Source organism: Paenarthrobacter sp. OM7 (genome assembly GCF_029873575.1).
In the GTDB taxonomy this organism is placed as follows: domain Bacteria; phylum Actinomycetota; class Actinomycetes; order Actinomycetales; family Micrococcaceae; genus Arthrobacter.
The window spans coordinates 2,858,585-2,879,890 of sequence record NZ_CP123579.1 but is presented as its reverse complement, the minus strand read 5'-3'; the positions used below and the strand labels follow the sequence as shown (position 1 = coordinate 2,879,890).

The following is a 21,306-nucleotide window of genomic DNA, read 5'->3' as shown; positions in this document are numbered from 1 at the left end:
CAGCCCAGAACAAATCATCGCGTCCAGCTCTCGCTCTGGACGCCGTCGAGGGGGAAGGATCCTTCGTGACAGAAACCACTGAGCTGGCTTCAGCTGTGGACACAACATCTTCTGCTGCTGAGTCGTCAACAGCAGCAACCACCAAGAGCAGCGGCCTTGCAGGCCTTAAGCTCGCCCAGCTTCAGGCTCTCGCGAGCCAGTTGGGCATCTCCGGGGGATCGCGTATGCGTAAGGGGGATCTGGTGACCGCCATTTCCGCCCATCGCGCCGGCACCTCCACTACCAAGGCACCCGCCAAGGCCAGTGCCCCGGCAAAGGGAACCACTGCTGTGGCCAAGGAAGCTCCGGCCGTGGATGCCAAGGCTGCAGGGGAGAGCCAGGGTAAGGCTGCCGAAAACGGTGCTGTTGCCGATGCTGCCTCCGAGGCTCCGGCCCAGGAAGCCCCCCGCGGTCGAGGCCGTGGCCGTAGCCGCCGCGCCACCAGTGATGGTGTAGTAGCTGCTGTTGAGGCCGCTGCTGCGCCCGCTGAAACCGCAGTTGCGCCGGTTGCTGAAGCACCGGCAGCATCTGAAGCGGCTGAGTCCGGTACCGAGCGTCGCCAGCCGCGCACCCGCAACCGCCGCCGTGGCGAAGCTGCTGCAGCACCTGCTGAAGCGGCAGAAGCCCCCGCGGCCGAGCAGCGTGAGCAGCGCGCTGACCGCACGGAGCAGCGTGCTGACCGCACGGAACAGCGTGAGCAGCGTGCCGACCGCACCGAGCAGCGTGAGCAGCGCGCCGACCGCAACGAACAGCGTGAGCAGCGTGAACAGTCGGATTCGGGCGAGCAGCGCGAACGCCGTGACAACACCCGCGGCCGCCGTGAAGACACCAACGATGGCGATGACACCGGCAACCGCCGCAACCGCCGCAACCGTCGTGACCGCAACGACCAGAACGACCGCAGCGACCGTCGGGGAGGTCAGGACAGCCGTGACGGAAACACCCGCAGCGACCGCTTCCGCGACCGCAACGAACGTCGTCGCGGCCGCGCCCAGGGACCGGACGTCGACGACGTCGAGGTCACCGAGGACGACGTCCTGCTTCCCGTAGCCGGCATTCTGGACGTCCTGGAGAACTACGCGTTCATCCGTACGTCCGGCTACCTCCCCGGGGCGAACGACGTTTACGTCTCCCTGGCACAGGTCAAGAAGTACAACCTCCGCAAGGGCGACGCCGTTGTCGGCGCCATCCGTGCACCGCGTGACGGCGAAGACCGCAGCCAGCAGTCGGCCCGACAGAAGTTCAACGCGTTGGTTCGCGTCACTTCCGTCAACGGCAAGACTCCGGAAGAGCTCAAGGACCGCGTCGAGTTCGCCAAGCTCGTACCGCTGTACCCGTCCGAGCGCCTCCGCCTTGAGACTGATCCCAAGAAGATCGGCCCGCGTGTCATTGACCTCGTGGCCCCGATCGGCAAGGGCCAGCGTGGCCTGATCGTGTCGCCGCCGAAGGCCGGCAAGACGCTCATCCTGCAGTCCATCGCGAATGCAATCACCACCAACAACCCTGAGGTCCACCTCATGATGGTGCTGGTTGACGAACGTCCCGAAGAAGTTACGGACATGCAGCGCACCGTCAAGGGTGAGGTCATTGCCTCAACCTTCGACCGTCCCGCCGACGACCACACCACGGTTGCCGAACTTTCCATCGAACGCGCCAAGCGCCTCGTGGAAATGGGTATGGACGTTGTAGTCCTCCTGGACTCCATGACCCGCCTGGGCCGCGCCTACAACCTGGCAGCACCGGCCTCCGGCCGTATCCTGTCCGGTGGTGTGGACTCCGCAGCCCTGTACCCGCCCAAGCGCTTCTTCGGTGCTGCCCGCAACATCGAAAACGGCGGTTCGCTGACCATCCTGGCAACGGCCCTCGTGGAGACCGGCTCCAAGATGGATGAAGTCATCTTCGAAGAGTTCAAGGGCACCGGCAACATGGAGCTCCGCCTGTCCCGCCAGCTGGCAGACAAGCGCATCTTCCCGGCCGTGGACGTCAACGCGTCCGGCACACGCCGCGAAGAGAACCTCCTCTCGCCTGAAGAAGTCAAGATCATGTGGAAGCTGCGCCGCGTCCTTTCCGGCCTGGAGCAGCAGCAGAGCCTTGAGCTGCTGACCAACAAGATCCGGGAGACGCAGAGCAACGTCGAGTTCCTCATGCAGGTTCAGAAGACGACACTCGGAGCGAAGTCGGACAACGACAAATAGCTGTGCTCTAACCGCTCAAAATATGCCGGCCCCGCCCCTACGCCGGGTAGCTTCCGATCTACGATCGGAAGCTACCCGGCTCCGGCAGGCCCGAAGCCACTCCCTGGCCGGCATATTTTGAGCGGTCTTTGTTTAAGGAATCCTTGGCCCGACACCACGTGAGGTCAGAAACGGCCCAGCGGGCCCCAGATGGGCTGTGCGTGACCCCACTGTGCAGTTATTAGACTTGTAGAAGTCGAAAGAGGTTTGAAAATGTTTGAGTCCGTACAGGGATTGCTTGATGAGCACGCTGCTATTCAGGCGCAGTTGAGTGATCCTGCTGTTTATGCCGATCAGTCCGCGGCCCGGAAGTTGGGGCGGCGGTCTGCCCAGCTCCAGGGCATTGTGGAGGCGTACAACAAGTGGCGCGGGCTCAATGATGATCTGGAAGCGGCCAAAGAGATGGCTGATGAGGATCCTGAATTCGCTGCCGAGGTTGTGCAGTTGGAGGAGCAGATTCCCGCGGCGCAGGAGCGCCTGCGCCGTCTGCTGATCCCTCGTGATCCTGACGATGCCCGCAACGTCATCCTTGAAGTCAAGGGTGGCGAAGGTGGTGACGAAGCTGCCTTGTTCGCCGGTGACCTTCTGCGAATGTACATGCGCTACGCCGAGTCGCGGGGATGGAAGACCGAAATGATTTCGGCCACCGAATCCGATCTTGGTGGCTACAAGGACGTTGCCGTGGCCATCAAGGGCAACTCGAACGACCCTGCGCAGGGAGTCTTCGCGCGGTTGAAATTCGAAGGTGGGGTGCACCGTGTGCAGCGCGTGCCCGTGACCGAATCCCAGGGCCGCATCCACACCTCGGCTGCCGGCGTGCTGGTACTCCCTGAAGTGGACGAGCCCGAAGAGCTTGAGATCAACCAGAACGATCTCAAGATCGACGTTTACCGTTCCTCTGGTCCGGGTGGACAGTCCGTGAACACCACCGACTCCGCTGTGCGCATCACCCACTTGCCCACGGGCATCGTGGTGGCCATGCAGAACGAGAAGTCCCAGCTGCAGAACCGCGAAGCCGGCATGCGGGTTCTCCGTGCCCGCCTCCTGGCCCACCAGCAGGAACAGATCGACGCCGCCAACTCGGAGCAGCGGAAGTCACAGATCCGCACTATGGATCGTTCGGAGCGCATCCGCACGTACAACTTCCCTGAAAACCGCATTGCGGACCACCGCACAGGGTACAAGGCGTACAACCTTGACGCCGTCATGAACGGCGACTTGGAGCCCGTGATCCAGTCGGCCATTGAGGCGGACGAGCAAGCACGCCTGGATGCCATCGGCGAATAGCACCCTGCCGCATATCAACAGCAGAGTAGATCCATGACGTTTTACCCAGGCCAGAGCCTCGCGGACGCGGTTCGCGAGGCTACTGCCGTTCTCACCGACGCCGGTGTCCCCTCGCCGCGCGTGGACGCGGAGTTGCTGGCCGAACACCTGCTGGGTGTGGGGCTGGGACGCTTGCGGGCCATGCTGTTGGGCGATACTCCCGCACCTGATGGTTATGGGGAACTGGTGCAGGAGCGGGCCGGCCGCGTTCCCCTGCAGCACATCACCGGCGTCGCCTATTTCCGGTACTTGGAGTTGCGTGTGGGTCCGGGTGTCTTCATACCCCGGCCGGAAACGGAATCGGTAGTCCAGTTGGTGATTGACCACGTGGCAGGAATCCCGAACCCCAAAGTGGTGGATCTTGGCACCGGATCTGGTGCGATCGCCGGCTCGATCGCCCACGAAGTACCGGGCTCTGACGTCCACGCCGTGGAATACAGTACTTTCGCGCATGCCTGGGCTGCGAAAAACCTGGAGCCGCTGGGCGTCACCCTCATCCAGGGCGACCTTAGGGACGCGCTTCCCGAACATAACGGAACCTTCGACGTCGTCGTCTCCAACCCGCCGTATATCCCGGCTGAGGCGATACCCACAGAACCTGAAGTCGCGCTCCACGATCCTCCCGAGGCACTGTACGGTGGGGGAGCGGACGGCATGGAACTCCCGACGGCGGCAGCGGCCTCCGCGGCCCGGCTCCTGAAGCCCGGCGGCTACTTCGTAATGGAACACGCCGAAGTCCAGGCCGGCTGGATCGCCGGGATGCTGCGACGCTCCGGACGTTGGAACAACGTCACCACGCATTGTGACCTGAACGGCAAGGAACGTGCCACCAGCGCGGTGCTGGCAAGCACTGACCCTGATGAGTGAAAGAATAGCGCTGTGACCACAACCTACAACTGCACTTCCGATGACCAGCGTGCCGAAGGACTTCAGCACGCCCAGCGTGCCATCAGCGAAAAGAAGTGCATCGTGCTGCCGACGGACACTGTGTACGGCATTGCCGCGGATGCCTTTTCGCCCCTGGCTGTGACGATGTTGCTGGCTTCCAAGGGACGCAGCCGGCAGATGCCGCCTCCGGTGCTGATTCCCCGGATCAACGCCCTTGATGGCCTGGCCACGGACGTACCGGCCGACGCCCGCGCGCTGGCGCAGGCATTTTGGCCCGGTGGGCTGACCCTGATCCTCCATGCCCAGCCGTCGTTGGACTGGGATTTGGGCGAGACAAAGGGCACCGTTGCCCTGCGTATGCCCGATGACCAGATTGCCTTGGAACTCCTCGGCCTCACGGGCCCGCTGGCCGTATCATCGGCCAACCGCACCGGCCAGGAAGCAGCCCAGACCGCTGCGGAAGCGCGCATGCAACTGGCCGAATCCGTAGAGGTGTACCTTGAGGGCGGATTCCGGCCCGTGGAAGGTACTGCCGCGCTGCCGTCCACGATCGTGGACGCAACTGCCACCCCGTTCCGGGTAGTGCGCCAAGGGGCCATCTCCTTGGAAAGCCTCCGTGCGATCGTTCCGACCCTCCTCGGCTTTGGCGAGTCTGTTCCCGCCGCTGTTGAAGAACCTGAAGAGGCAGTTGCTGTCGCAGCGACCCCCACGGCGGATGACGCGCCGGTTGAGGTGACCGAGGCCGCCGTCGTCGACGTCGAAGCCACGCCTGATGAGCAATCGGTGCCTGACGACCATGTGGAGCCGCCGGCCCCACGAGAAGCCAAGTCCGAATGATTCCGGACCGCCAGCGCGTCCCCGTCCTCGACGTCGACGCTACTCCGTTGCGCGTCCATGAACTCATTGACGCCGTGGGCGGGCTGATTGCTGCCGGGACCACAAGCACTGTGCTCGGCCACAACCTGCACAGCATCACGCTTTTTCATTCATGTCCGGATGTCCGCGCCCTGTACGAAGCAAGCTCCATAGTCCTTCTGGATGGAGCCCCCGCCACGTTGCTGTGGGGAGTTTCCCGGAAGCGGCAAGGTCTGCCCTTGGGTGAAGGGGCCATGGCGTACCGTCTGGGTTCCATGGACTGGATCCCTGAACTCGGCAAGGTTCCCGGATTGCAGCGGGTCGCTGTGGTCGGAGCCGGCAGGGAGGCCAATACCGAAGCGGTGGCCCGCCTGCGGTCCATCATTCCCGGCGCCACGGTGGACGGCATGCCCGGCGAAGGTTGGGATGACGCCCTTGAAGACGCCGTAGTGGGCTGGCTGAACACGTTCCGGCCGCAACTGGTGCTGTTGGGTCTGGGGATGCCGCTCCAGGAGCATGTCCTGCATCGCAGGCTGGGGGAACTGCCGCCGGCCGCCTACTGCGCCGTTGGAGGCGCGATCGAGCAGGTTGCCGGTATCCAGAAACTGGCACCGCGCTGGCTGGGGCGCCTGGGGCTCGAATGGGCCTGGCGTCTGGTCCTCCACCCGGGCCGGGTTGCCTACAGAGTTTTCATTGAGCCGTGGAAGCTTGCCGGCCTGCTGGTCCGGCGCCGTTTTCAATCACCCAAGACCAAAGGCAAGTAAATGACGTCCCAAGCTGTTGTGGTCGCCGTCGTGGTGACTTATAACCGGCGTGAACTCCTCCAGACCACACTGGCGGGCATCGCAGCCGGCACCCGGGTTCCGGACGTCGTCGTCGTGGTGGACAACGCTTCCACTGATGGGACCGCAGAGTACCTGCGGGAGTATGAAGGGCCGCTGGCTACGGACGTCGTCACGCTCACCGCCAATGTGGGCGGTGCAGGTGGATTTGTGGTCGGCATGGAGCGCGCCCTGCTGGATCACGGCGCGGACCACGTCTGGATCATGGACGACGACACCGAGCCGCAACCAGGCGCGCTTGCCGAAGCACTGGATGTTTCCACGGCGTATCAGCAGGAAACAGGAGATACGCCGGCCTTCATCGCCAGCCGCGTTGTCTGGACCGATGGCCGTGACCACCCCATGAACCGCATGCGGCCCCGGATGGGTGCCAGCGAAAACGCACGCAATGCTGCTGCGCGTGTGGGTGCCACGCAGATCCGCAGCGCTTCCTTCGTGTCAGTCCTGATCCGAGCCGAAGAAATCAGGAAATACGGCCTTCCCATCGCGGACTATTTCATCTGGAACGACGACCTTGAGTACACTGCCAGGGTTTCGCGCAGGGGAACAGCACTGACCACGGAAGCATCGGTGGCCAATCACCACACCAAGGTCTTTGGTGACGCCGGTGCTGACCCCGGACCGCGCTTCTACTACGAGGTTCGGAACAAGCTGTGGGTCTACACCCGTTCCAGTGCCTTGGCGCCGTGGGAAAAGGTACTTTTTACCGGTGCGTCGTTGCGCAACTGGACCCGCACCATTGCTGCATCGCCCAACCGCAAAGTACTGCTGGGCGGGCTTCTCAAGGGCCTGCGCCACAGCCTCAAAGCACCGCGTTCCAATGCGCAGGTGCTTGAGGGAATCTATGCGTTGCGGAACGTCCAAGAGCCTGCCAGCTGACAGCGGCGCAGCTAAAACCCGGTCAAACAGGCGTGGGTCTTGCGGCTGCGTCACAGGGTGGTCACGTCCATTGGCATTAGTATCGTGACTAGAGTCCACAGAAATCCCGCAACATTCGGCACAGCCGGTGCAGGCATGGCGACGGAGTAGTTCCATTTATCCACACACAGAATTCCACACCTCAAGGTGCCCGGAAACCACCGGCTTTCACCCGACGCGTCGGCAGCGTCAGTACATTGCCATTTCCGGAACAGTGGGCGGGCTGCTCCCGGGAGCCGCATCATGATCATGTATCTGCTGATGGCACTCACGGCTGCAGTGGTGTCCTACGCGGGAACGTGGGGTGCCCGCGTGGCCGGAAACAAACTGCGCCTGTACCGTCCCATCCGCAGCCGCGACATGCACTCTGCCCTGATTTCCAAGCTCGGCGGGCTGGGCATCTTTGCGGGTTTCTTCGTCGCCCTGGTAGTTGCCAGCAACTCATTCTTCGTGAAGGACATTTTCAGGCACAACGATGCGCCCTGGGGGATCCTGGCCGGTGCTGTGGTGATCGTCGCCGTGGGGGTGGCAGATGACATCCTGGACATCCGATGGTGGATCAAGCTGCTGGGCCAGGGCGCTGCCGCTCTCATCGTGGCACTGTGGGGCGTCCGGATGTCGGTGGTGCCCTTCATCCCGGAGCCGATATTCCTCGAGTCTGAGATCCTTCAGATTGTGCTTACGGCGGGACTCATTGTCACCACCATGAACGCCGTCAACTTCATTGACGGACTGGACGGTTTGGCAGCGGGAGTGGCCATCATTGGTGGCGGCGCCTTCTTCCTCACGGCTTATTGGGTCCACAGGAACAATCCGTCCACCGACAACTCAGACCTTGCCACACTCCTGATGGCCATCCTCGTGGGTAGTTGCATCGGGTTCCTGCCGCACAACTGGTTCCCGGCAAAAATCTTCATGGGTGACTCGGGGGCCATGCTCATCGGCCTGCTCATGGCGTCAGCCGGTGTCGTAGCCACGGGACAGATCGGCTCGGGCCTTTATGACCGTGCCAACGGCATCCCCACGATCGTTCCAATTTTGCTGCCCTTTGCGGTTCTGTCCCTGCCCCTCCTGGATCTGGGGATGGCCGTAGTCCGCAGGACTGCGAGGGGTCAGTCGCCGTGGTCGGCTGACCGTGGACACCTCCACCATAAGCTGGTGGACCTCGGCTACTCGCACCGTGCCGCCGTCGTCATGCTCTATGTCTGGACGTGCATCCTGGCGTTCGGTGGCGTCGCTTTCGCCGTCTTCCCATGGCAGATTGTGCTCATCGTGGTTGTGGTCGCGGCTCTCGTCATGGCCGCCGTGACTGCGTGGCCCTACTTCACCCGGAACTCGACGCGGCCGGGGGAGTAGTTGTGGCGGCTGGTTATCGTCACAGTTCTATCTCATGTAGAATTCTTTCTGCGGACAGTCACTCGCCCGTAACCCCACTTTGAGAATATGGCACCTGTGCCACGAGGATTGGTATCCCCATGACATCCAACGCCGAAACCGGACGCCCGTCCGGTAAACGTGGTGTTGGAGTTTCCAGTGAGACATCGAATCTCTGGCTCCGGCTGCTCTCTCTTAGCGCTGCAGCAGCAGTGGCCGCAGTTGTGGTCACCTGCATCATCGCGGCCTTCATGGATGGCGGACAAGGAGCGCTTTCAGTAGCGTTCGGTGCTGCCGTGGTCATGCTCTTTTTCAGCATCAGCCTTCTCATCGGCCACTTCGTCGGCCGGAACAACCCCTCCGGTGCAGTGGGACTCTTTGTTGCCTCATATTTCATCAAGGTTGTCGGATTTGCCGTTGTGCTGTTCGTGATCGGCGCGCCGGACTGGCTGAATGACCGCTGGTTCATCATCGGGGCCGTGGTCACCGTGGTGGTCTGGCAAGCTGCGGAAATCTACGGTTTCAGCAAGGCCCGCTTCCAGATCTACAACGATCCTGTTGAAGAGAAGAAGGGTGGCCCGGATGTCTCCGCGTAAGCGATATTCACGCCCGGCCGCACCAGCCCAGCAACGTGGAAAAGCCAATGAAGCCGCAGAAGCCGGAAACGACGGCGGATACAACGCCGGCATCGCCGTCTTCAGCTACATCATTGGCGGGATCATTGTCTGGAGTTTGATAGGCTGGGGTCTGGATAATCTGTGGGGGACCCGCTGGATTGTGCTCCTTGGCGCTCTGCTGGGAGCCGCAGGAGGGTTCTATCTTTCCCATATGCACGGCCTCACCAGGCAAAGCTCCTCTGCTGGCGAGAGCAACGCAGACAGCGGTCCGTCCACGGACGGGGACAGTAATGCCAAATAATTTCACATGGATTGTGGATGCGTCCAACGCTTCCGGATTCCAACCAATGCCCAATGATGGACACAGCAGAGAGGAAACGCGTTGATCGCGCTTGCGCTCCCCGCCCAGGATTCGGGGTCCTTCACCCCACCCGGAATCGACGAAATGCACCTGCCGGCAATCCTGCCTTGGGGTGCGCACGACGGATTCTCCAAGCAGATGCTGCTGGTGATCCTTTCGGTCGTCATTATCGCTACATTCTTCATCCTCGCTGCACGTAAGCAGCAGCTGGTTCCCGGCAAGCTGCAGTTCGCAGGCGAGATGGCTTACGGCTTCGTCCGGAACAGCATTGCCAAGGACATCATCGGCGGCAAGGACTTTATCAAATACGTCCCGCTGCTGTTCAGCTTGTTCTTCTTCATTCTGGTGAACAACATCTACGGTGCCATTCCGGTCATCCAGCTCCCCAGCTTCTCGCACGTTGGTGGAGCCTATGTCCTCGCAGGCATCGTGTACTTCACCTGGATCATCATCGGCATCAAGAAGAACGGCCTGAAGTACTTCAAGCTCGCGACCGTTCCTTCGGGCGTGCCCTGGTACATCCTGCCGATCGTTGTTCCGATCGAAATCATCTCCAACTTCCTGGTCCGCCCCGTCACGCACAGCCTCCGTTTGTTCGCGACCATGCTGGCCGGCCACCTGATCGTGATGCTCGCCGGCTCCGGCATCGAGTACCTGGTCATGCAGGAGAACGTCCTCCTCAAGGGCACCTCCGTCCTGGTACTGGTCGGCGCCATCGCCATGTACATGCTCGAAGCACTGATCATGGCCCTGCAGGCCTACGTGTTCACGCTGTTGACCGCGATCTACATTGAAGGCGCCCTGCACGCCGACAGCCACTAGGCTCCAAAACTTCCCCTTGTGGGGATTGAAGTAAACCAAACAACCTGCCACATGGGTGGCATCTTGAAAGGAAAAAAATGGAAGGCAATCTCAACCTCGTAGGTTACGGTCTGTCCGCAATCGGCGGTGGTATCGGTGTGGGTCTCGTATTCGCGGCTTACATCAACGGTGTTGCTCGTCAGCCGGAAGCTCAGCGTGTGCTGCAGCCGATCGCGTTCCTTGGTCTGGCACTGACCGAAGCTCTCGCCATCCTCGGCCTCGTTTTCGCCTTCGTTCTCTAGTCTTCGGCTTCAGAACCAAGCGAATTCCGCAACCGAGTAGATAGGACGGGTGAAATATGAATCAGCTGATCATCTCAGCCGCCACTGAAGGCGAGACCAACCCTCTCGTTCCCAATGTTTGGGAAATGGGTGTCGTCCTCGTCGGCTTTGCTGTCCTCCTGTACATCGTGGTCAAGTTCATTGTCCCGATGTTCGAGAAGACCTTCGCAGAGCGCGCCGAAGCAATTGAAGGTGGCATTGCAAAGGCCGAAGCGGCCCAGGCGGAAGCTTCTGCAGCTCTTGAAGAGTACAAGCAGCAGCTCACCGACGCCCGCGCCGAGGCCAACCGCATCCGCGAAGAAGCACGCGCCGAAGGCGCCCAGATCCTCGCGGACCTGAAGGCCAAAGCAGCTGCGGAGTCCGCACGGATCACCGAGCAGGCACACGCTGCCATCGAATCGGAGCGCCAGGCAGCTGTTGTCTCGCTTCGTTCCGAGGTTGGCACCCTGGCCACCACGCTGGCCGGCCGCATTGTTGGTGAGTCACTCACTGACGATCAGCGCGCCGCACGCGTTGTGGACCGCTTCCTTGCAGATCTGGAGACCCAGAGCGCAGGTGCAGCTAAGTAATGGCAGGTATATCGAGCGAATCGCTGACCACAGCGCTGGCGCAGTTGGAAGCCAAGCTTCCCTTTGCCTCGCTGCAGTTGGCTAAGGACCTCTTCGGAATCCTGGGAACGGTGGACAGCTCGGCTGGCTTGCGCCGCGCCCTGACTGACCCGTCCCGTAATGGAGACGAAAAGTCGGCGCTGGTCAAGCAGCTGGTTGGCGGAAAAGTCTCCGCTGATGCTGCTGAAATTGCGGGCGGACTGGCCAGCTCACGCTGGGCATCGGCTCGCGATATCGGCGATGCACTCGAGACGCTTGCCGCCACGGTGGTCATTGCCGTAGCTGAAAACAAGTCGGCCGTTTCTGCCTCCGGTATCACGGGGCTGGAAGAGCTGGAAAACGATCTGTTTGCTTTCAATCAGGCCGTCGCCTCCAGCCACGAAGTACAACGTGCTCTGTCTGAGCCGCAGGCGTCGCCCGCGGCAAAGATTGCACTGGCCGAGAAGCTTGTTCCTGGCAGCAGCGAGGAAGCCAAGGTTCTCATCAGCCAGGCAGTGACGCAGCCGCGCGGCGTCAAGCCGAGCAAGCTCGTCGATTCTTTCGCAAAGCTTGCCGCCAAGCGCCAGCAGCGCTGGATTGCAACTGTCAGCGTTACCCGTCCGTTGACGGAAACGCAGGCCAGCCGTCTGCAGGCCGGGCTGGATGCCCTGTACGGCCGCGAACTGAAGGTCAACGTCAATGTTGACCCCGCACTGATCGGTGGAATCCGTGTCCAGGTGGGTGACGAAGTGCTCGACGCTTCGGTAGTTGCCCGCCTCAGCGAACTCCGCCGTCAGCTTGCTGGCTAGCGAAGACAAAGCACAACTTAACTGATATAAAACCCGGTCATCGTGAGCAACGATGATCACGAAAACAGGAGAGCAGGGACTGCAGATGGCCGAATTGACCATCAACGCCGACGACGTCCGTAATGCGTTGAACGAGTTCGCGGCGTCCTACGAACCCGGTAACGCAGAGCGCGTAGAGGTTGGTCGTGTGACCACCGCAAGTGACGGCATCGCCCGTGTTGAGGGTCTTCCCTCGGTCATGGCGAACGAGCTGCTTCGCTTCGAAGATGGCACGCTGGGCCTGGCCCAGAACCTTGACGTCCGCGAGATCGGTGTCATTATCCTCGGTGACTTCACCGGTATTGAAGAAGGCCAGGAAGTTCACCGCACCGGTGAGATCCTGTCCGTTCCGGTTGGCGACGCCTTCCTGGGTCGCGTTGTCGACCCGCTGGGCCAGCCGATTGATGACCTTGGCGAAATCAAGGCCGAAGGCACCCGCGCACTGGAACTCCAGGCTCCGGGCGTTACCGAACGCAAGTCGGTTCACGAACCGATGCAGACCGGCCTCAAGGCTATCGACGCCATGATCCCGATCGGCCGCGGCCAGCGTCAGCTGATCATTGGTGACCGCCAGACCGGCAAGACCGCCATCGCCGTGGACACCATCATCAACCAGAAGGCCAACTGGGCTTCGGGAGATGTCACCAAGCAGGTTCGCTGCGTGTACGTTGGTGTTGGCCAGAAGGCTTCCACCATCGCAGCCGTCCGCCAGACCCTTGAGGACCACGGCGCACTGGAGTACACCACCATCGTGGCCTCCCCGGCATCTGACCCCGCTGGCTTCAAGTACCTGGCACCGTATGCAGGTTCGGCCATCGGCCAGCACTGGATGTACGGCGGCAAGCACGTTCTGGTGATCTTCGATGACCTGTCCAAGCAGGCTGAAGCCTACCGCGCCGTGTCCCTTCTGCTGCGCCGTCCGCCGGGACGCGAAGCATACCCGGGTGACGTGTTCTACTTGCACTCCCGCCTGCTGGAGCGTTGTGCCAAGCTCTCCGACGAGCTCGGTGCAGGTTCGATGACCGGTCTTCCGATCGTCGAGACCAAGGCAAACGACGTCTCCGCGTACATCCCGACCAACGTGATCTCCATCACTGATGGCCAGATCTTCCTCCAGTCGGATCTCTTCAACGCCAACCAGCGCCCCGCTGTTGACGTCGGTGTGTCCGTCTCCCGCGTTGGTGGCGCTGCACAGGTCAAGTCCATGAAGAAGGTCTCCGGTACCTTGAAGCTGGACCTGGCCCAGTACCGCGACATGCAGGCATTCGCCATGTTCGCCTCGGACCTGGATGCTGCATCCCGTCAGCAGCTGACCCGTGGTGCACGCCTGATGGAACTGCTGAAGCAGGGCCAGTACTCACCGTTCCCGGTTGAGAACCAGGTTGTTTCCATCTGGGCCGGCACCAAGGGTCACCTGGACGACGTTCCGGTTGAGGACATCAGCCGCTTCGAGTCCGAGTTCCTGGAGCACCTCACGCACAAGTCCTCCATCCTGACCACGCTGGCGCAGACCAACGTCCTGGATGACGACACCGCTGCAGCCTTGGAGGAAGCGATCGTTTCCTTCAAGAAGGGCTTCTTCGGAGAAGGCGACAACCACCTGGTTGGCGCCGGCCACGAAGAGCACGCAGCGATCTCCGGCGGCGACGTCGACCAGGAAAAGATCGTCAAGCAGAAGCGCTAGTTCCGATCACCTGCCCTGCCGGGGTCCGCAAGGGCCCCGGCAGGGCAGCACATCGGGAACTTAGGAAAGGATAAGTATGGGAGCCCAGATTCGGGTCTACCGTCAGAAGATCAGCTCGACGACGTCGATGCGCAAGATCTTCAAGGCGATGGAACTGATCGCTACCTCGCGCATCGGTAAGGCCCGCGCCCGCGTAGCAGCTTCACTGCCCTACGCGAACGCGATTACCCGCGCCGTTTCTGCTGTCGCAACTCAGAGCGAAATCGACCACCCGCTGACCACCGAGCCGGAGCAGATCCGCCGTGCCGCAGTCCTGATCATTACATCGGACCGTGGCCTTGCAGGATCGTACTCCGCGAGCGTGCTCAAGCAGGCTGAAGGTCTCACCGAGCTTCTTCATGCAGAAGGCAAGGAAGTCAAGGCGTACCTGGTTGGCCGCAAGGCGCAGGCGTACTTCGATTTCCGCAACCGGGCATACGCCCGCGTATGGACCGGTGGCACGGACGCGCCGGAATTCGAAACAGCACAGGAAGTCGGAGCTGCACTTCTCGAAGACTTCTCCACTGACTTCGAAGAGGGTGGCGTGGATGAGATCCACGTCGTCTACACCCGCTTCAAGTCGATGGTGACGCAGGAGCCTACGGTTATCCGTTTGCTTCCGCTGGAGGTCGTCGAAGAGGAAGCAACCTCGGAATCCGAGCTGTTGCCGTTGTACGAGTTTGAACCGGAAACAGAGCAGGTGCTTGACGCACTGCTTCCGCGTTACATCGAGTCCCGCATCTTCGCAGCCATGCTGCAGGCCGCTGCTTCCGAGCTCGCAGCCCGCCAGCGTGCCATGAAGTCGGCCGGTGACAACGCTACGGATTTGATCAAGAAGTACACGCGCCTTCGCAACACGGCCCGCCAGGCCGAGATTACGCAGGAGCTTTCCGAAATCGTTGCCGGCGCCGACGCCCTCGCGTCTTAGCCTGCACCGGATTCGGTTCCAAGCCGCACCTGCAATAAACAGATAAACTTAACCCCACGCCATCTACTGAGTGAAGTGAGAGAGATGACTGCCACTGCTACCGAACACGTAGCAACGGCCGGTGCCACCGGCCGCATTGCCCGTGTTATTGGTCCGGTTGTCGACGTCGAATTCCCGGCTGACGCAATCCCCTCGATTTACAACGCTCTGACCACTGAGATCACTCTCAACGGCCAGACGAAGACCATCACGTTCGAGACCTCCCAGCACCTGGGTGACAACCTCGTCCGCGCCATCTCCCTGCAGGCAACCGACGGACTTGTCCGCGGCACCACCGTGCAGGACTCCGGCGCTCCGATCTCGGTGCCCGTCGGCGACGGCGTCAAGGGCCACATCTTCAACGTTCTCGGCAAGCCGTTGGACGTCGAAGAGTCCGAGATCAAGGCTGACGCCTACTGGCCGATCCACCGAAAGGCTCCGGCCTTCGCATCCCTCGAGGGCTCCACGGAGATGCTCGAGACCGGTATCAAGGTCATCGACCTTCTCACCCCGTACATCAAGGGTGGAAAGATCGGCCTGTTCGGTGGCGCCGGTGTTGGCAAGACCGTTCTGATCCAGGAAATGATCACCCGTGTTGCCCGCAACTTCGGTGGTACTTCCGTATTCGCCGGTGTCGGCGAGCGTACCCGTGAAGGTAACGACCTCTGGGTTGAAATGGAAGAGGCAGGCGTCCTCAAGGACACCGCTCTTGTGTTCGGCCAGATGGATGAGCCGCCGGGAACGCGTCTGCGCGTGGCCCTGTCGGCCCTGACCATGGCGGAGTACTTCCGCGATGTCCAGAACCAGGACGTGTTGCTCTTCATCGACAACATCTTCCGCTTCACCCAGGCAGGCTCGGAAGTTTCCACGCTGCTCGGCCGTATGCCGTCCGCTGTGGGCTACCAGCCCAACCTTGCTGACGAGATGGGCCTCCTCCAGGAGCGCATCACCTCCACCAAGGGTCACTCCATCACGTCGATGCAGGCCATCTACGTGCCGGCTGATGACTACACCGACCCGGCCCCGGCCACGACCTTCGCACACCTCGACGCAACCACGGAACTTTCCCGTGAAATCGCATCCCGTGGTCTGTACCCGGCCGTTGACCCGCTGACGTCGACTTCCCGCATCCTGGATCCCCAGTACATCGGCAAGGACCACTACAACACGGCTGTCCGTGTTAAGCAGATCCTGCAGAAGAACAAGGAACTTCAGGACATCATCGCCATCCTTGGTGTTGACGAACTGTCTGAAGAGGACAAGATCGTCGTGTCGCGTGCACGTCGTATCCAGCAGTTCCTCTCCCAGAACACCTACACCGCCAAGCAGTTCACCGGCGTCGAGGGTTCCACCGTGTCCATCAAGGACACCGTGGAAGGCTTCACGGCCATCTGCGACGGCGAGCTGGACCACATTGCAGAGCAGGCGTTCTTCAACGTCGGTGGCCTGGATGACGTCGAGCGTCAGTGGGCCAAGATCCAGGAACAGACCAAGTAGTATGGCTGAGCTCGAGGTTGAGATTGTCGCAGCGGACCACTTCGTGTGGTCCGGCGCGGCCAAGATGGTGAAGGCCCGCACCAGCGATGGTGAAATCGGAATCCTGCCGGGCCACTCGCCCCTTCTGGCCATCCTGGCTGAGGGCGAGCTGGCAATCCAGCCGGTTTCCGGTGACCGTATTGCGGTAGTGGTCGACGGCGGATTCTTCTCCGTTGACAACGATCGCGTGGTCATTGTTGCTGACAACGCCAAATTGGGCGAAGCGGCTACAGCGGGGATCCGATAGCACGACCTTGATGGACGATTCCCTTATTCCGTTCATCGCCCTGGCAACAGCGTTTACGTTGCTGATCATTTCACTGTGCCTGTTCGGGGTGCGCCGCTTCAACCTGCGGCGTGCCCTGGGCACGGTAGACGCCTCCATTTGCACGGCTGGAAACAGCTGGCAGATGGGGGTTTGTCGTTATCAGGACAATGAGCTGGAGTGGTTCCGCTTGATGTCCTTGAGCGTGATCCCCAAGCACAGATTTACGCGCAGTTCGCTCGAACTGCTGGGCCGCCGCCAACCCACGGAAGATGAACTCGTCAGGGTGCAGCCCGGCGTTGTGGTTGTTGAATTGCAGTACGAAGGCCAAAAGTTCATGCTCGCCATGAATTTCGACGCTTACGCAGGGTTGTCCTCCTGGTTGGAGGCCGGTCCGGTCATCGGCGTCGGTACCTGGCGCTAGGCGTTATGGATTTTCTTTCCGACGTCAGCCTGGTTGGTGGTCCGTTCCTCTGGTTCAGCATTGCTTGCGGTGCTGCCGGTGGAATGTACCTGCTCTGGCGACGACGACGTTCCTGGCCCCTGGTCGTTGTGGGCTCTCTCGCCGTTTCTGCCGGCATCGTGGCGTTGATCCACTGGATCCTGGTGGATCTCATGGCCACTTTTTCAGAGAACCTGCCCTTTGAGACGCTGGCATGGTCTGTGCCGGCGGTTGCAGCTGTCCTTCTCTGCGCGGCCCGCCTTCCACGCAACTCCGGTAAAGGCCGCTCCCTCAGCGTCCTGGCGATGCTGGGAGTCGTCCTTCTGAGTGCTGTCCAAGTGAATCTCTACTTCGGGCTCAACAACTCGGTAGGAGATTTGCTGGGTACTGCAGTGGCCCGCATTCAGCCGCTGGAGGCCGGCCTTCAACGGAGTCCGGACAGTAGTAAGCCCGGCCCCGCCCTCCCGGAGTGGAAAGCCCCCGCGGCCATGCCGGCGCACGGAATTCTGCGCAAGGCCGACATCCCCGGCACCACTTCCGGTTTCACTGCACGGGAAGCGTACATTTATCTTCCCCCCGCATATCAAACCGAACCCCGCCCCAAACTGCCTGTGCTGGTGCTCTTCTCAGGACAGCCCGGTGGCCCGGCCGACTGGTTGACGGGCGGCCAGCTCCGCTCCCAACTCGACCGCTTCGCCGAAGCCCACCACGGAGTGGCTCCGGTGACGGTGGTGGTGGATCCGAACGGCTCAAGCGGCGCCAACACCATGTGCATGGACAGCATGATTGCCCCTGCGGACACATATCTCTCCAGGGATGTTCCGGCCTGGATCACCTCCACGCTGGACGTCTCGGATGACCCCCGGCTGTGGGCCGTGGGCGGTTTCTCGTTTGGGGGTACATGTGCCATGCAGATGGGCACAGCCCACCCGGAGCTCTTCCCCACCGTGCTGGCGTTCGCGGCGGAACGGGAACCTGCGTTGGCCAAGGATCGAAACAAGACCATTCAGGACTCGTTCGACGGCGACACAGCGGCTTTCGAGTCGAGGACGCCTTTGGCCTTGATGCAGCAACGCACTTATGCGGGAAGCGCTGCCTACTTCACGGCCGGCGAAACTGACCACGAATTCATCGACTACATGCATGAGCTCGCTGACGCTGCCCGGCGCGCAGGCTTCGCAGCAGAAGAACATACCATCCAGCACGCAGGACACTCTTGGGACGCTGTTGTCCGGGGAATGCCCGGAGCCTTGGGTTTCCTTGCCGACCGCTGGGAGCTGTCCCGGTGAGCCGTGCCCTCAAGGGTGTGATCAAGCCGGCCGTGCTGCAGGCGGGCAGGCACGTGCGGGCCACGCCGTTCACCCTGCTGGTACTGGGCTTGTTTGTGTTGTTGTCCGTGGTTTCGGACAGTTTCCTGTCCGGTCCGCCGGAGCCGTGGCTTGCTTTCGCCGGCGTGTCACTTGATGGTCTGCGGTCTGGAGAATGGTGGTCCATTTGGACGTCGCTGTTCTTCACCACCAATCCCTTGGCTTATGCCACAGCGATCCTGATGATCGTGTTCCTTCTGGGCCTTGCCGAGCGGCACCTGGGGTCACTCAAGACTGCTTGTGTCTTCTTGGGCGCCCAGTTCGCGTGCGTGTCGGCATTCCTCCTGGTCACCCAAGTGGCGCAGTACTCAGATGACGGCTGGCTGTCGCGAATGGTGGATAGCCGGCTGATTGGGCCCTACGGGGCAGCGATGGCTACTGCGTTGGCAGCCAGCGCCCTGCTCCCTACGCTGTGGCAACGGCGCCTGCGCACGGTGGCCCTTTCGGTTTCCTTGCTCCTGGTTCTCTACGTTGGGCACGCTGAGACGGTGGTGGGTTTCCTGGGGGCCCTGATCGGATTGGCCGCAGGGTGGTGGATGCAAAGCAGCCAGGGACATCTCCATCTGCACCGCTCGACGGGCAGGGAAGTACGGAACCTTCTGTCCTTGACGATGGCAATCTTCGCGGTGGGTCCCATCGTTACTGCTGCAGCGAAGAGTCCGTCCGGTCCCCTCGCATTGCTGCGGGACGTCATCCTGAATCCTTTGCCCACTCTCAGCCAGTTGGAAAGCAACTGCGGGGGAACCATTGATGTTGCCTGTTTGGAGGTGGGGCGCCAAGGCTACACGGGCCCGTTCGGTTTGGCGCTGGCAGTGGTACCCGTTGTCCTGCTGCTCATTTGTGCCGATGGCATGAGACGTGGACGCCGGCTGGCCTTGGGGATCGCGATCGGGGTCCAACTGGTAGTGGTGGCGTTGTCAACGATTTACCTTAGCCTCTTTGCCGGCATGCCCAGGCTGCAGGGGCGTCCCCACATCCCCATGCTGAACTCGGCAGTGGTGCACCTGATACCGCTCGTCTTGGTGCCGCTGGTGCTGGCTGTGCTGCTTTTTGTCTACCGTGGCCACTTCCGGGTGGTGTCGTCGGATCGACTCCGGCGCAGAATCTTCTGGTTGGTAGGCCTGACCGGGGCGGGCCTTAGCCTCGCTTACACCGCGGTGTGGTTTGCGTCCGGCGGCATGGACCGCGACGGCGGCTTGCTGGGGTTGGCTGCAGAATTGGCCAGGCAGTATCTTCCCGTTCCACTGCCGGGCGTTTACCGGAAGGTCTTCGCCGAACGTGATGTCGTGGAGGTGTTCCTCTTCTCGTATTCCGGAACGGTGTTCTGGTTGGTGGCGTTGGTGGGCGTATGGATCCTGCTCATCCGTGGACACCATTCCGGCGGACTCGACCACCAGGCCCGCCAGAGAGCCCGCACCCTGGTCAAATCCGGGGGTGACTCGTTGTCTTGGATGGCGCTCTGGGAACCCAACAAGTATTGGTTCAACGTTGACGGCACTGGGGGAGTGGCCTACCAACACCATGGTCACGTGGCCTTGACGTTGGCTGGCCCGTTTGGGTCTGCCCGATACCGTCTGGAAACGGCCAGGGGCTTCCTCGAGTTCTGCACCCAGCAGGCGTTGATACCGTGCTTCTACTCCTGCACGGATGAGCTGTGGCCCATGCTTCAAGCGCGGGGTTTCCGTCGGGTGGCTGTTGCCCAGGAAACCCGCCTGCGGATCAGGGACCTGGAATTCCGGGGTAAGGAGTGGCAGAACGTCAGGACATCGCTGAACCGTGCCAAAAAACTGGGGATAACAGCCAGCTGGGGCCGCTACTCGGAGCTATCGCACGCCGTGCGCGCCCAAGTCACTGAGGTCTCGGAGGAGTGGGCGGCCCAGAAGAAAATTCCTGAGATGGGCTTCACTCTGGGCGGCTTGGACGAGTTGGAGGACGACGACGTGCTGTGCTGCGTTGCCGTTGATGAGGCGGGGTTCGTCTACGGGGTCACCAGTTGGCTTCCGGTCTACGAGGAGGGCCAGGTTGTCAGTTGGACGTTGGACTTCATGAGGCGACGCGGGGACACCTTCCCGGGAGTCATGGAATTCCTGATTGCCTCGGCCATCCTGCACCTGCGTGGCTCCGTAGAGGTCATCTCATTGTCAGGTTCTCCCTTGGCCAGGGAGAAGGGCGAGATCGAACAGCAGGCTGAGGGCCTGGCGGGAATTCTGGATGCCGTCGGGCAGGCACTGGAACCGGTTTATGGATTCAGGTCATTGGCTTCTTTTAAGTCGAGGTTCCAGCCCGAGTACCGAACGTTGTACATGTATTACCAAGACCCGTTGCACCTTCCGGCAATGGGGCGGGCACTAAGCCGCGCCTATCTGCCCGGATTGTCGGTACGGCATTCAGCCCGGCTGCTCCGGACCCTCGTTGCTTGAATAGTCAACCCCATTCACCGGGGCCAGTTCGTCTTTCTTCATGGTTAGTAACTGATGTTGTCGAAATATCAGACATTATTGGCCCCTTAAACACATTGACCCCGACGCGAAAGCCGGGGTCAATGTGTTTGTTGAATCTGCAACCAGCAGAATTCAGCAGGTAAGGCTAGACGACGGTAACGCCGGTTGCCTGGGGGCCCTTGGCGCCCTGACCGATCTCGAACTGAACGCGCTGGTTCTCATCGAGGGTCTTGAAGCCACCGGTCTGGATCTCGGAGTAGTGAACAAAAACGTCCCCATCCGAGTCATCCGGGGTGATAAAGCCGAAGCCCTTTTCAGCGTTGAACCACTTGACGGTTCCCAGTGCCATGTATTTCTCCTCATTATGGAACTTCAGTCCGATACACCTCGTACCGGCTTTGTTACTCCGCGAGAAGATCTTGGATTCCGTCCGGGGATGCCGGTTGGATTCGCAGGAGCTTCACGCTCGCAACTCGTCTTGCGAGCATGAAAACCACCTACACAAAGACTGCTACAACACTTTCATGTGCCCTG

The 21,306-nt window shown here is 61.3% G+C and carries 21 protein-coding genes; 20 read left to right on the top strand and 1 reads right to left on the bottom strand.

Annotation, left to right across the window (positions count from 1 at the left end):
* Nucleotides 1-65 precede the first annotated feature (65 nt).
* The 20 genes from rho to QEH68_RS13205 all read left to right on the top strand — a co-directional run bounded on the left by rho (nucleotide 66) and on the right by QEH68_RS13205 (nucleotide 20,751).
* Complete coding sequence (rho, locus tag QEH68_RS13300) at nucleotides 66-2,234, top strand: transcription termination factor Rho (RefSeq protein WP_280623089.1); 2,169 nt, start codon at nucleotides 66-68, stop codon at nucleotides 2,232-2,234.
* Nucleotides 2,235-2,486: 252 nt separating this feature from the next.
* Entirely contained in the window at nucleotides 2,487-3,560 is a 1,074-nt protein-coding gene (gene prfA / locus QEH68_RS13295) for a peptide chain release factor 1 (protein ID WP_014922181.1), read from the top strand.
* Between the two features lie 33 nt (nucleotides 3,561-3,593).
* Nucleotides 3,594-4,466, top strand: coding sequence for a peptide chain release factor N(5)-glutamine methyltransferase (gene prmC, locus QEH68_RS13290; RefSeq protein ID WP_280623088.1), 873 nt, complete (start codon nucleotides 3,594-3,596; stop codon nucleotides 4,464-4,466).
* Nucleotides 4,467-4,478: 12 nt separating this feature from the next.
* Nucleotides 4,479-5,324 carry an L-threonylcarbamoyladenylate synthase gene (locus tag QEH68_RS13285; RefSeq protein ID WP_280623087.1) on the top strand — a complete coding sequence of 282 codons (846 nt, stop codon included), beginning with the start codon at nucleotides 4,479-4,481 and terminating at the stop codon, nucleotides 5,322-5,324.
* Nucleotides 5,321-6,106: a WecB/TagA/CpsF family glycosyltransferase gene (locus tag QEH68_RS13280; protein ID WP_280623086.1), complete on the top strand. Its 786-nt coding sequence runs from the start codon at nucleotides 5,321-5,323 to the stop codon at nucleotides 6,104-6,106. The genes QEH68_RS13285 and QEH68_RS13280 overlap by 4 nt, the downstream gene beginning before the upstream one ends.
* A complete protein-coding gene (locus QEH68_RS13275) occupies nucleotides 6,107-7,063 on the top strand; it encodes a glycosyltransferase (RefSeq protein WP_280623085.1) in 957 nt (318 codons plus the stop codon).
* 282 nt (nucleotides 7,064-7,345) lie between these two features.
* Entirely contained in the window at nucleotides 7,346-8,458 is a 1,113-nt protein-coding gene (locus QEH68_RS13270; RefSeq protein WP_089595539.1) for an MraY family glycosyltransferase, read from the top strand.
* A 119-nt stretch (nucleotides 8,459-8,577) separates the two neighbouring features.
* Entirely contained in the window at nucleotides 8,578-9,072 is a 495-nt protein-coding gene (locus QEH68_RS13265; protein WP_280623084.1) for a hypothetical protein, read from the top strand.
* Nucleotides 9,059-9,394, top strand: a complete 336-nt coding sequence (locus QEH68_RS13260; RefSeq protein ID WP_207593903.1) for a hypothetical protein — start codon at nucleotides 9,059-9,061, stop codon at nucleotides 9,392-9,394. The genes QEH68_RS13265 and QEH68_RS13260 overlap by 14 nt, the downstream gene beginning before the upstream one ends.
* Nucleotides 9,395-9,475: 81 nt before the next feature.
* Nucleotides 9,476-10,276, top strand: a complete 801-nt coding sequence (gene atpB / locus QEH68_RS13255; RefSeq protein WP_017199729.1) for a F0F1 ATP synthase subunit A — start codon at nucleotides 9,476-9,478, stop codon at nucleotides 10,274-10,276.
* A gap of 77 nt (nucleotides 10,277-10,353) precedes the next feature.
* A complete protein-coding gene (atpE, locus tag QEH68_RS13250; RefSeq protein WP_009356484.1) occupies nucleotides 10,354-10,557 on the top strand; it encodes an ATP synthase F0 subunit C in 204 nt (67 codons plus the stop codon).
* Between the two features lie 56 nt (nucleotides 10,558-10,613).
* Nucleotides 10,614-11,165, top strand: a complete 552-nt coding sequence (locus QEH68_RS13245; protein ID WP_280623083.1) for a F0F1 ATP synthase subunit B — start codon at nucleotides 10,614-10,616, stop codon at nucleotides 11,163-11,165.
* Complete coding sequence (locus tag QEH68_RS13240) at nucleotides 11,165-11,992, top strand: F0F1 ATP synthase subunit delta (RefSeq protein WP_280623082.1); 828 nt, start codon at nucleotides 11,165-11,167, stop codon at nucleotides 11,990-11,992. Before QEH68_RS13245 ends, QEH68_RS13240 begins: the two co-directional genes overlap by 1 nt.
* 85 nt (nucleotides 11,993-12,077) lie before the next feature.
* Nucleotides 12,078-13,715, top strand: a complete 1,638-nt coding sequence (gene atpA / locus QEH68_RS13235) for a F0F1 ATP synthase subunit alpha (RefSeq protein ID WP_207597589.1) — start codon at nucleotides 12,078-12,080, stop codon at nucleotides 13,713-13,715.
* A gap of 76 nt (nucleotides 13,716-13,791) precedes the next feature.
* Nucleotides 13,792-14,682, top strand: a complete 891-nt coding sequence (locus QEH68_RS13230; protein WP_207593901.1) for a F0F1 ATP synthase subunit gamma — start codon at nucleotides 13,792-13,794, stop codon at nucleotides 14,680-14,682.
* A gap of 84 nt (nucleotides 14,683-14,766) precedes the next feature.
* The gene (atpD, locus tag QEH68_RS13225) at nucleotides 14,767-16,218 is read left to right on the top strand and encodes a F0F1 ATP synthase subunit beta (protein ID WP_089595532.1); all 1,452 of its coding nucleotides are present in this window, start codon (nucleotides 14,767-14,769) and stop codon (nucleotides 16,216-16,218) included.
* Nucleotide 16,219: 1 nt separating this feature from the next.
* Nucleotides 16,220-16,504, top strand: a complete 285-nt coding sequence (locus QEH68_RS13220; RefSeq protein WP_026540143.1) for a F0F1 ATP synthase subunit epsilon — start codon at nucleotides 16,220-16,222, stop codon at nucleotides 16,502-16,504.
* A 10-nt stretch (nucleotides 16,505-16,514) separates the two neighbouring features.
* Nucleotides 16,515-16,946, top strand: a complete 432-nt coding sequence (locus tag QEH68_RS13215; protein WP_207593900.1) for a DUF2550 domain-containing protein — start codon at nucleotides 16,515-16,517, stop codon at nucleotides 16,944-16,946.
* 5 nt (nucleotides 16,947-16,951) lie between these two features.
* Complete coding sequence (locus QEH68_RS13210; protein WP_280623081.1) at nucleotides 16,952-18,253, top strand: alpha/beta hydrolase-fold protein; 1,302 nt, start codon at nucleotides 16,952-16,954, stop codon at nucleotides 18,251-18,253.
* Complete coding sequence (locus tag QEH68_RS13205; protein ID WP_280628013.1) at nucleotides 18,235-20,751, top strand: DUF2156 domain-containing protein; 2,517 nt, start codon at nucleotides 18,235-18,237, stop codon at nucleotides 20,749-20,751. The genes QEH68_RS13210 and QEH68_RS13205 overlap by 19 nt, the downstream gene beginning before the upstream one ends.
* 166 nt (nucleotides 20,752-20,917) lie before the next feature.
* On the opposite strand, the gene QEH68_RS13200 is transcribed toward QEH68_RS13205, so the two are convergent.
* Entirely contained in the window at nucleotides 20,918-21,121 is a 204-nt protein-coding gene (locus QEH68_RS13200) for a cold-shock protein (protein WP_018776337.1), read from the bottom strand.
* Nucleotides 21,122-21,306 lie beyond the last annotated feature (185 nt).

What these genes read in the sequence shown, in the direction of transcription:
- prfA (WP_014922181.1), top strand. Translation starts at nt 2,487, where the DNA reads ATGTTTGAGTCCGTACAGGGATTGCTTGATGAGCACGCTGCTATTCAG.
- prmC (WP_280623088.1), top strand. Translation starts at nt 3,594, where the DNA reads ATGACGTTTTACCCAGGCCAGAGCCTCGCGGACGCGGTTCGCGAGGCT.
- QEH68_RS13280 (WP_280623086.1), top strand. Translation starts at nt 5,321, where the DNA reads ATGATTCCGGACCGCCAGCGCGTCCCCGTCCTCGACGTCGACGCTACT.
- QEH68_RS13275 (WP_280623085.1), top strand. Translation starts at nt 6,107, where the DNA reads ATGACGTCCCAAGCTGTTGTGGTCGCCGTCGTGGTGACTTATAACCGG.
- QEH68_RS13270 (WP_089595539.1), top strand. Translation starts at nt 7,346, where the DNA reads ATGATCATGTATCTGCTGATGGCACTCACGGCTGCAGTGGTGTCCTAC.
- QEH68_RS13265 (WP_280623084.1), top strand. Translation starts at nt 8,578, where the DNA reads ATGACATCCAACGCCGAAACCGGACGCCCGTCCGGTAAACGTGGTGTT.
- QEH68_RS13260 (WP_207593903.1), top strand. Translation starts at nt 9,059, where the DNA reads ATGTCTCCGCGTAAGCGATATTCACGCCCGGCCGCACCAGCCCAGCAA.
- atpE (WP_009356484.1), top strand. Translation starts at nt 10,354, where the DNA reads ATGGAAGGCAATCTCAACCTCGTAGGTTACGGTCTGTCCGCAATCGGC.
- QEH68_RS13245 (WP_280623083.1), top strand. Translation starts at nt 10,614, where the DNA reads ATGAATCAGCTGATCATCTCAGCCGCCACTGAAGGCGAGACCAACCCT.
- QEH68_RS13240 (WP_280623082.1), top strand. Translation starts at nt 11,165, where the DNA reads ATGGCAGGTATATCGAGCGAATCGCTGACCACAGCGCTGGCGCAGTTG.
- atpA (WP_207597589.1), top strand. Translation starts at nt 12,078, where the DNA reads ATGGCCGAATTGACCATCAACGCCGACGACGTCCGTAATGCGTTGAAC.
- QEH68_RS13230 (WP_207593901.1), top strand. Translation starts at nt 13,792, where the DNA reads ATGGGAGCCCAGATTCGGGTCTACCGTCAGAAGATCAGCTCGACGACG.
- atpD (WP_089595532.1), top strand. Translation starts at nt 14,767, where the DNA reads ATGACTGCCACTGCTACCGAACACGTAGCAACGGCCGGTGCCACCGGC.
- QEH68_RS13220 (WP_026540143.1), top strand. Translation starts at nt 16,220, where the DNA reads ATGGCTGAGCTCGAGGTTGAGATTGTCGCAGCGGACCACTTCGTGTGG.
- QEH68_RS13215 (WP_207593900.1), top strand. Translation starts at nt 16,515, where the DNA reads ATGGACGATTCCCTTATTCCGTTCATCGCCCTGGCAACAGCGTTTACG.
- QEH68_RS13210 (WP_280623081.1), top strand. Translation starts at nt 16,952, where the DNA reads ATGGATTTTCTTTCCGACGTCAGCCTGGTTGGTGGTCCGTTCCTCTGG.
- QEH68_RS13200 (WP_018776337.1), bottom strand. Translation starts at nt 21,121, where the DNA reads ATGGCACTGGGAACCGTCAAGTGGTTCAACGCTGAAAAGGGCTTCGGC.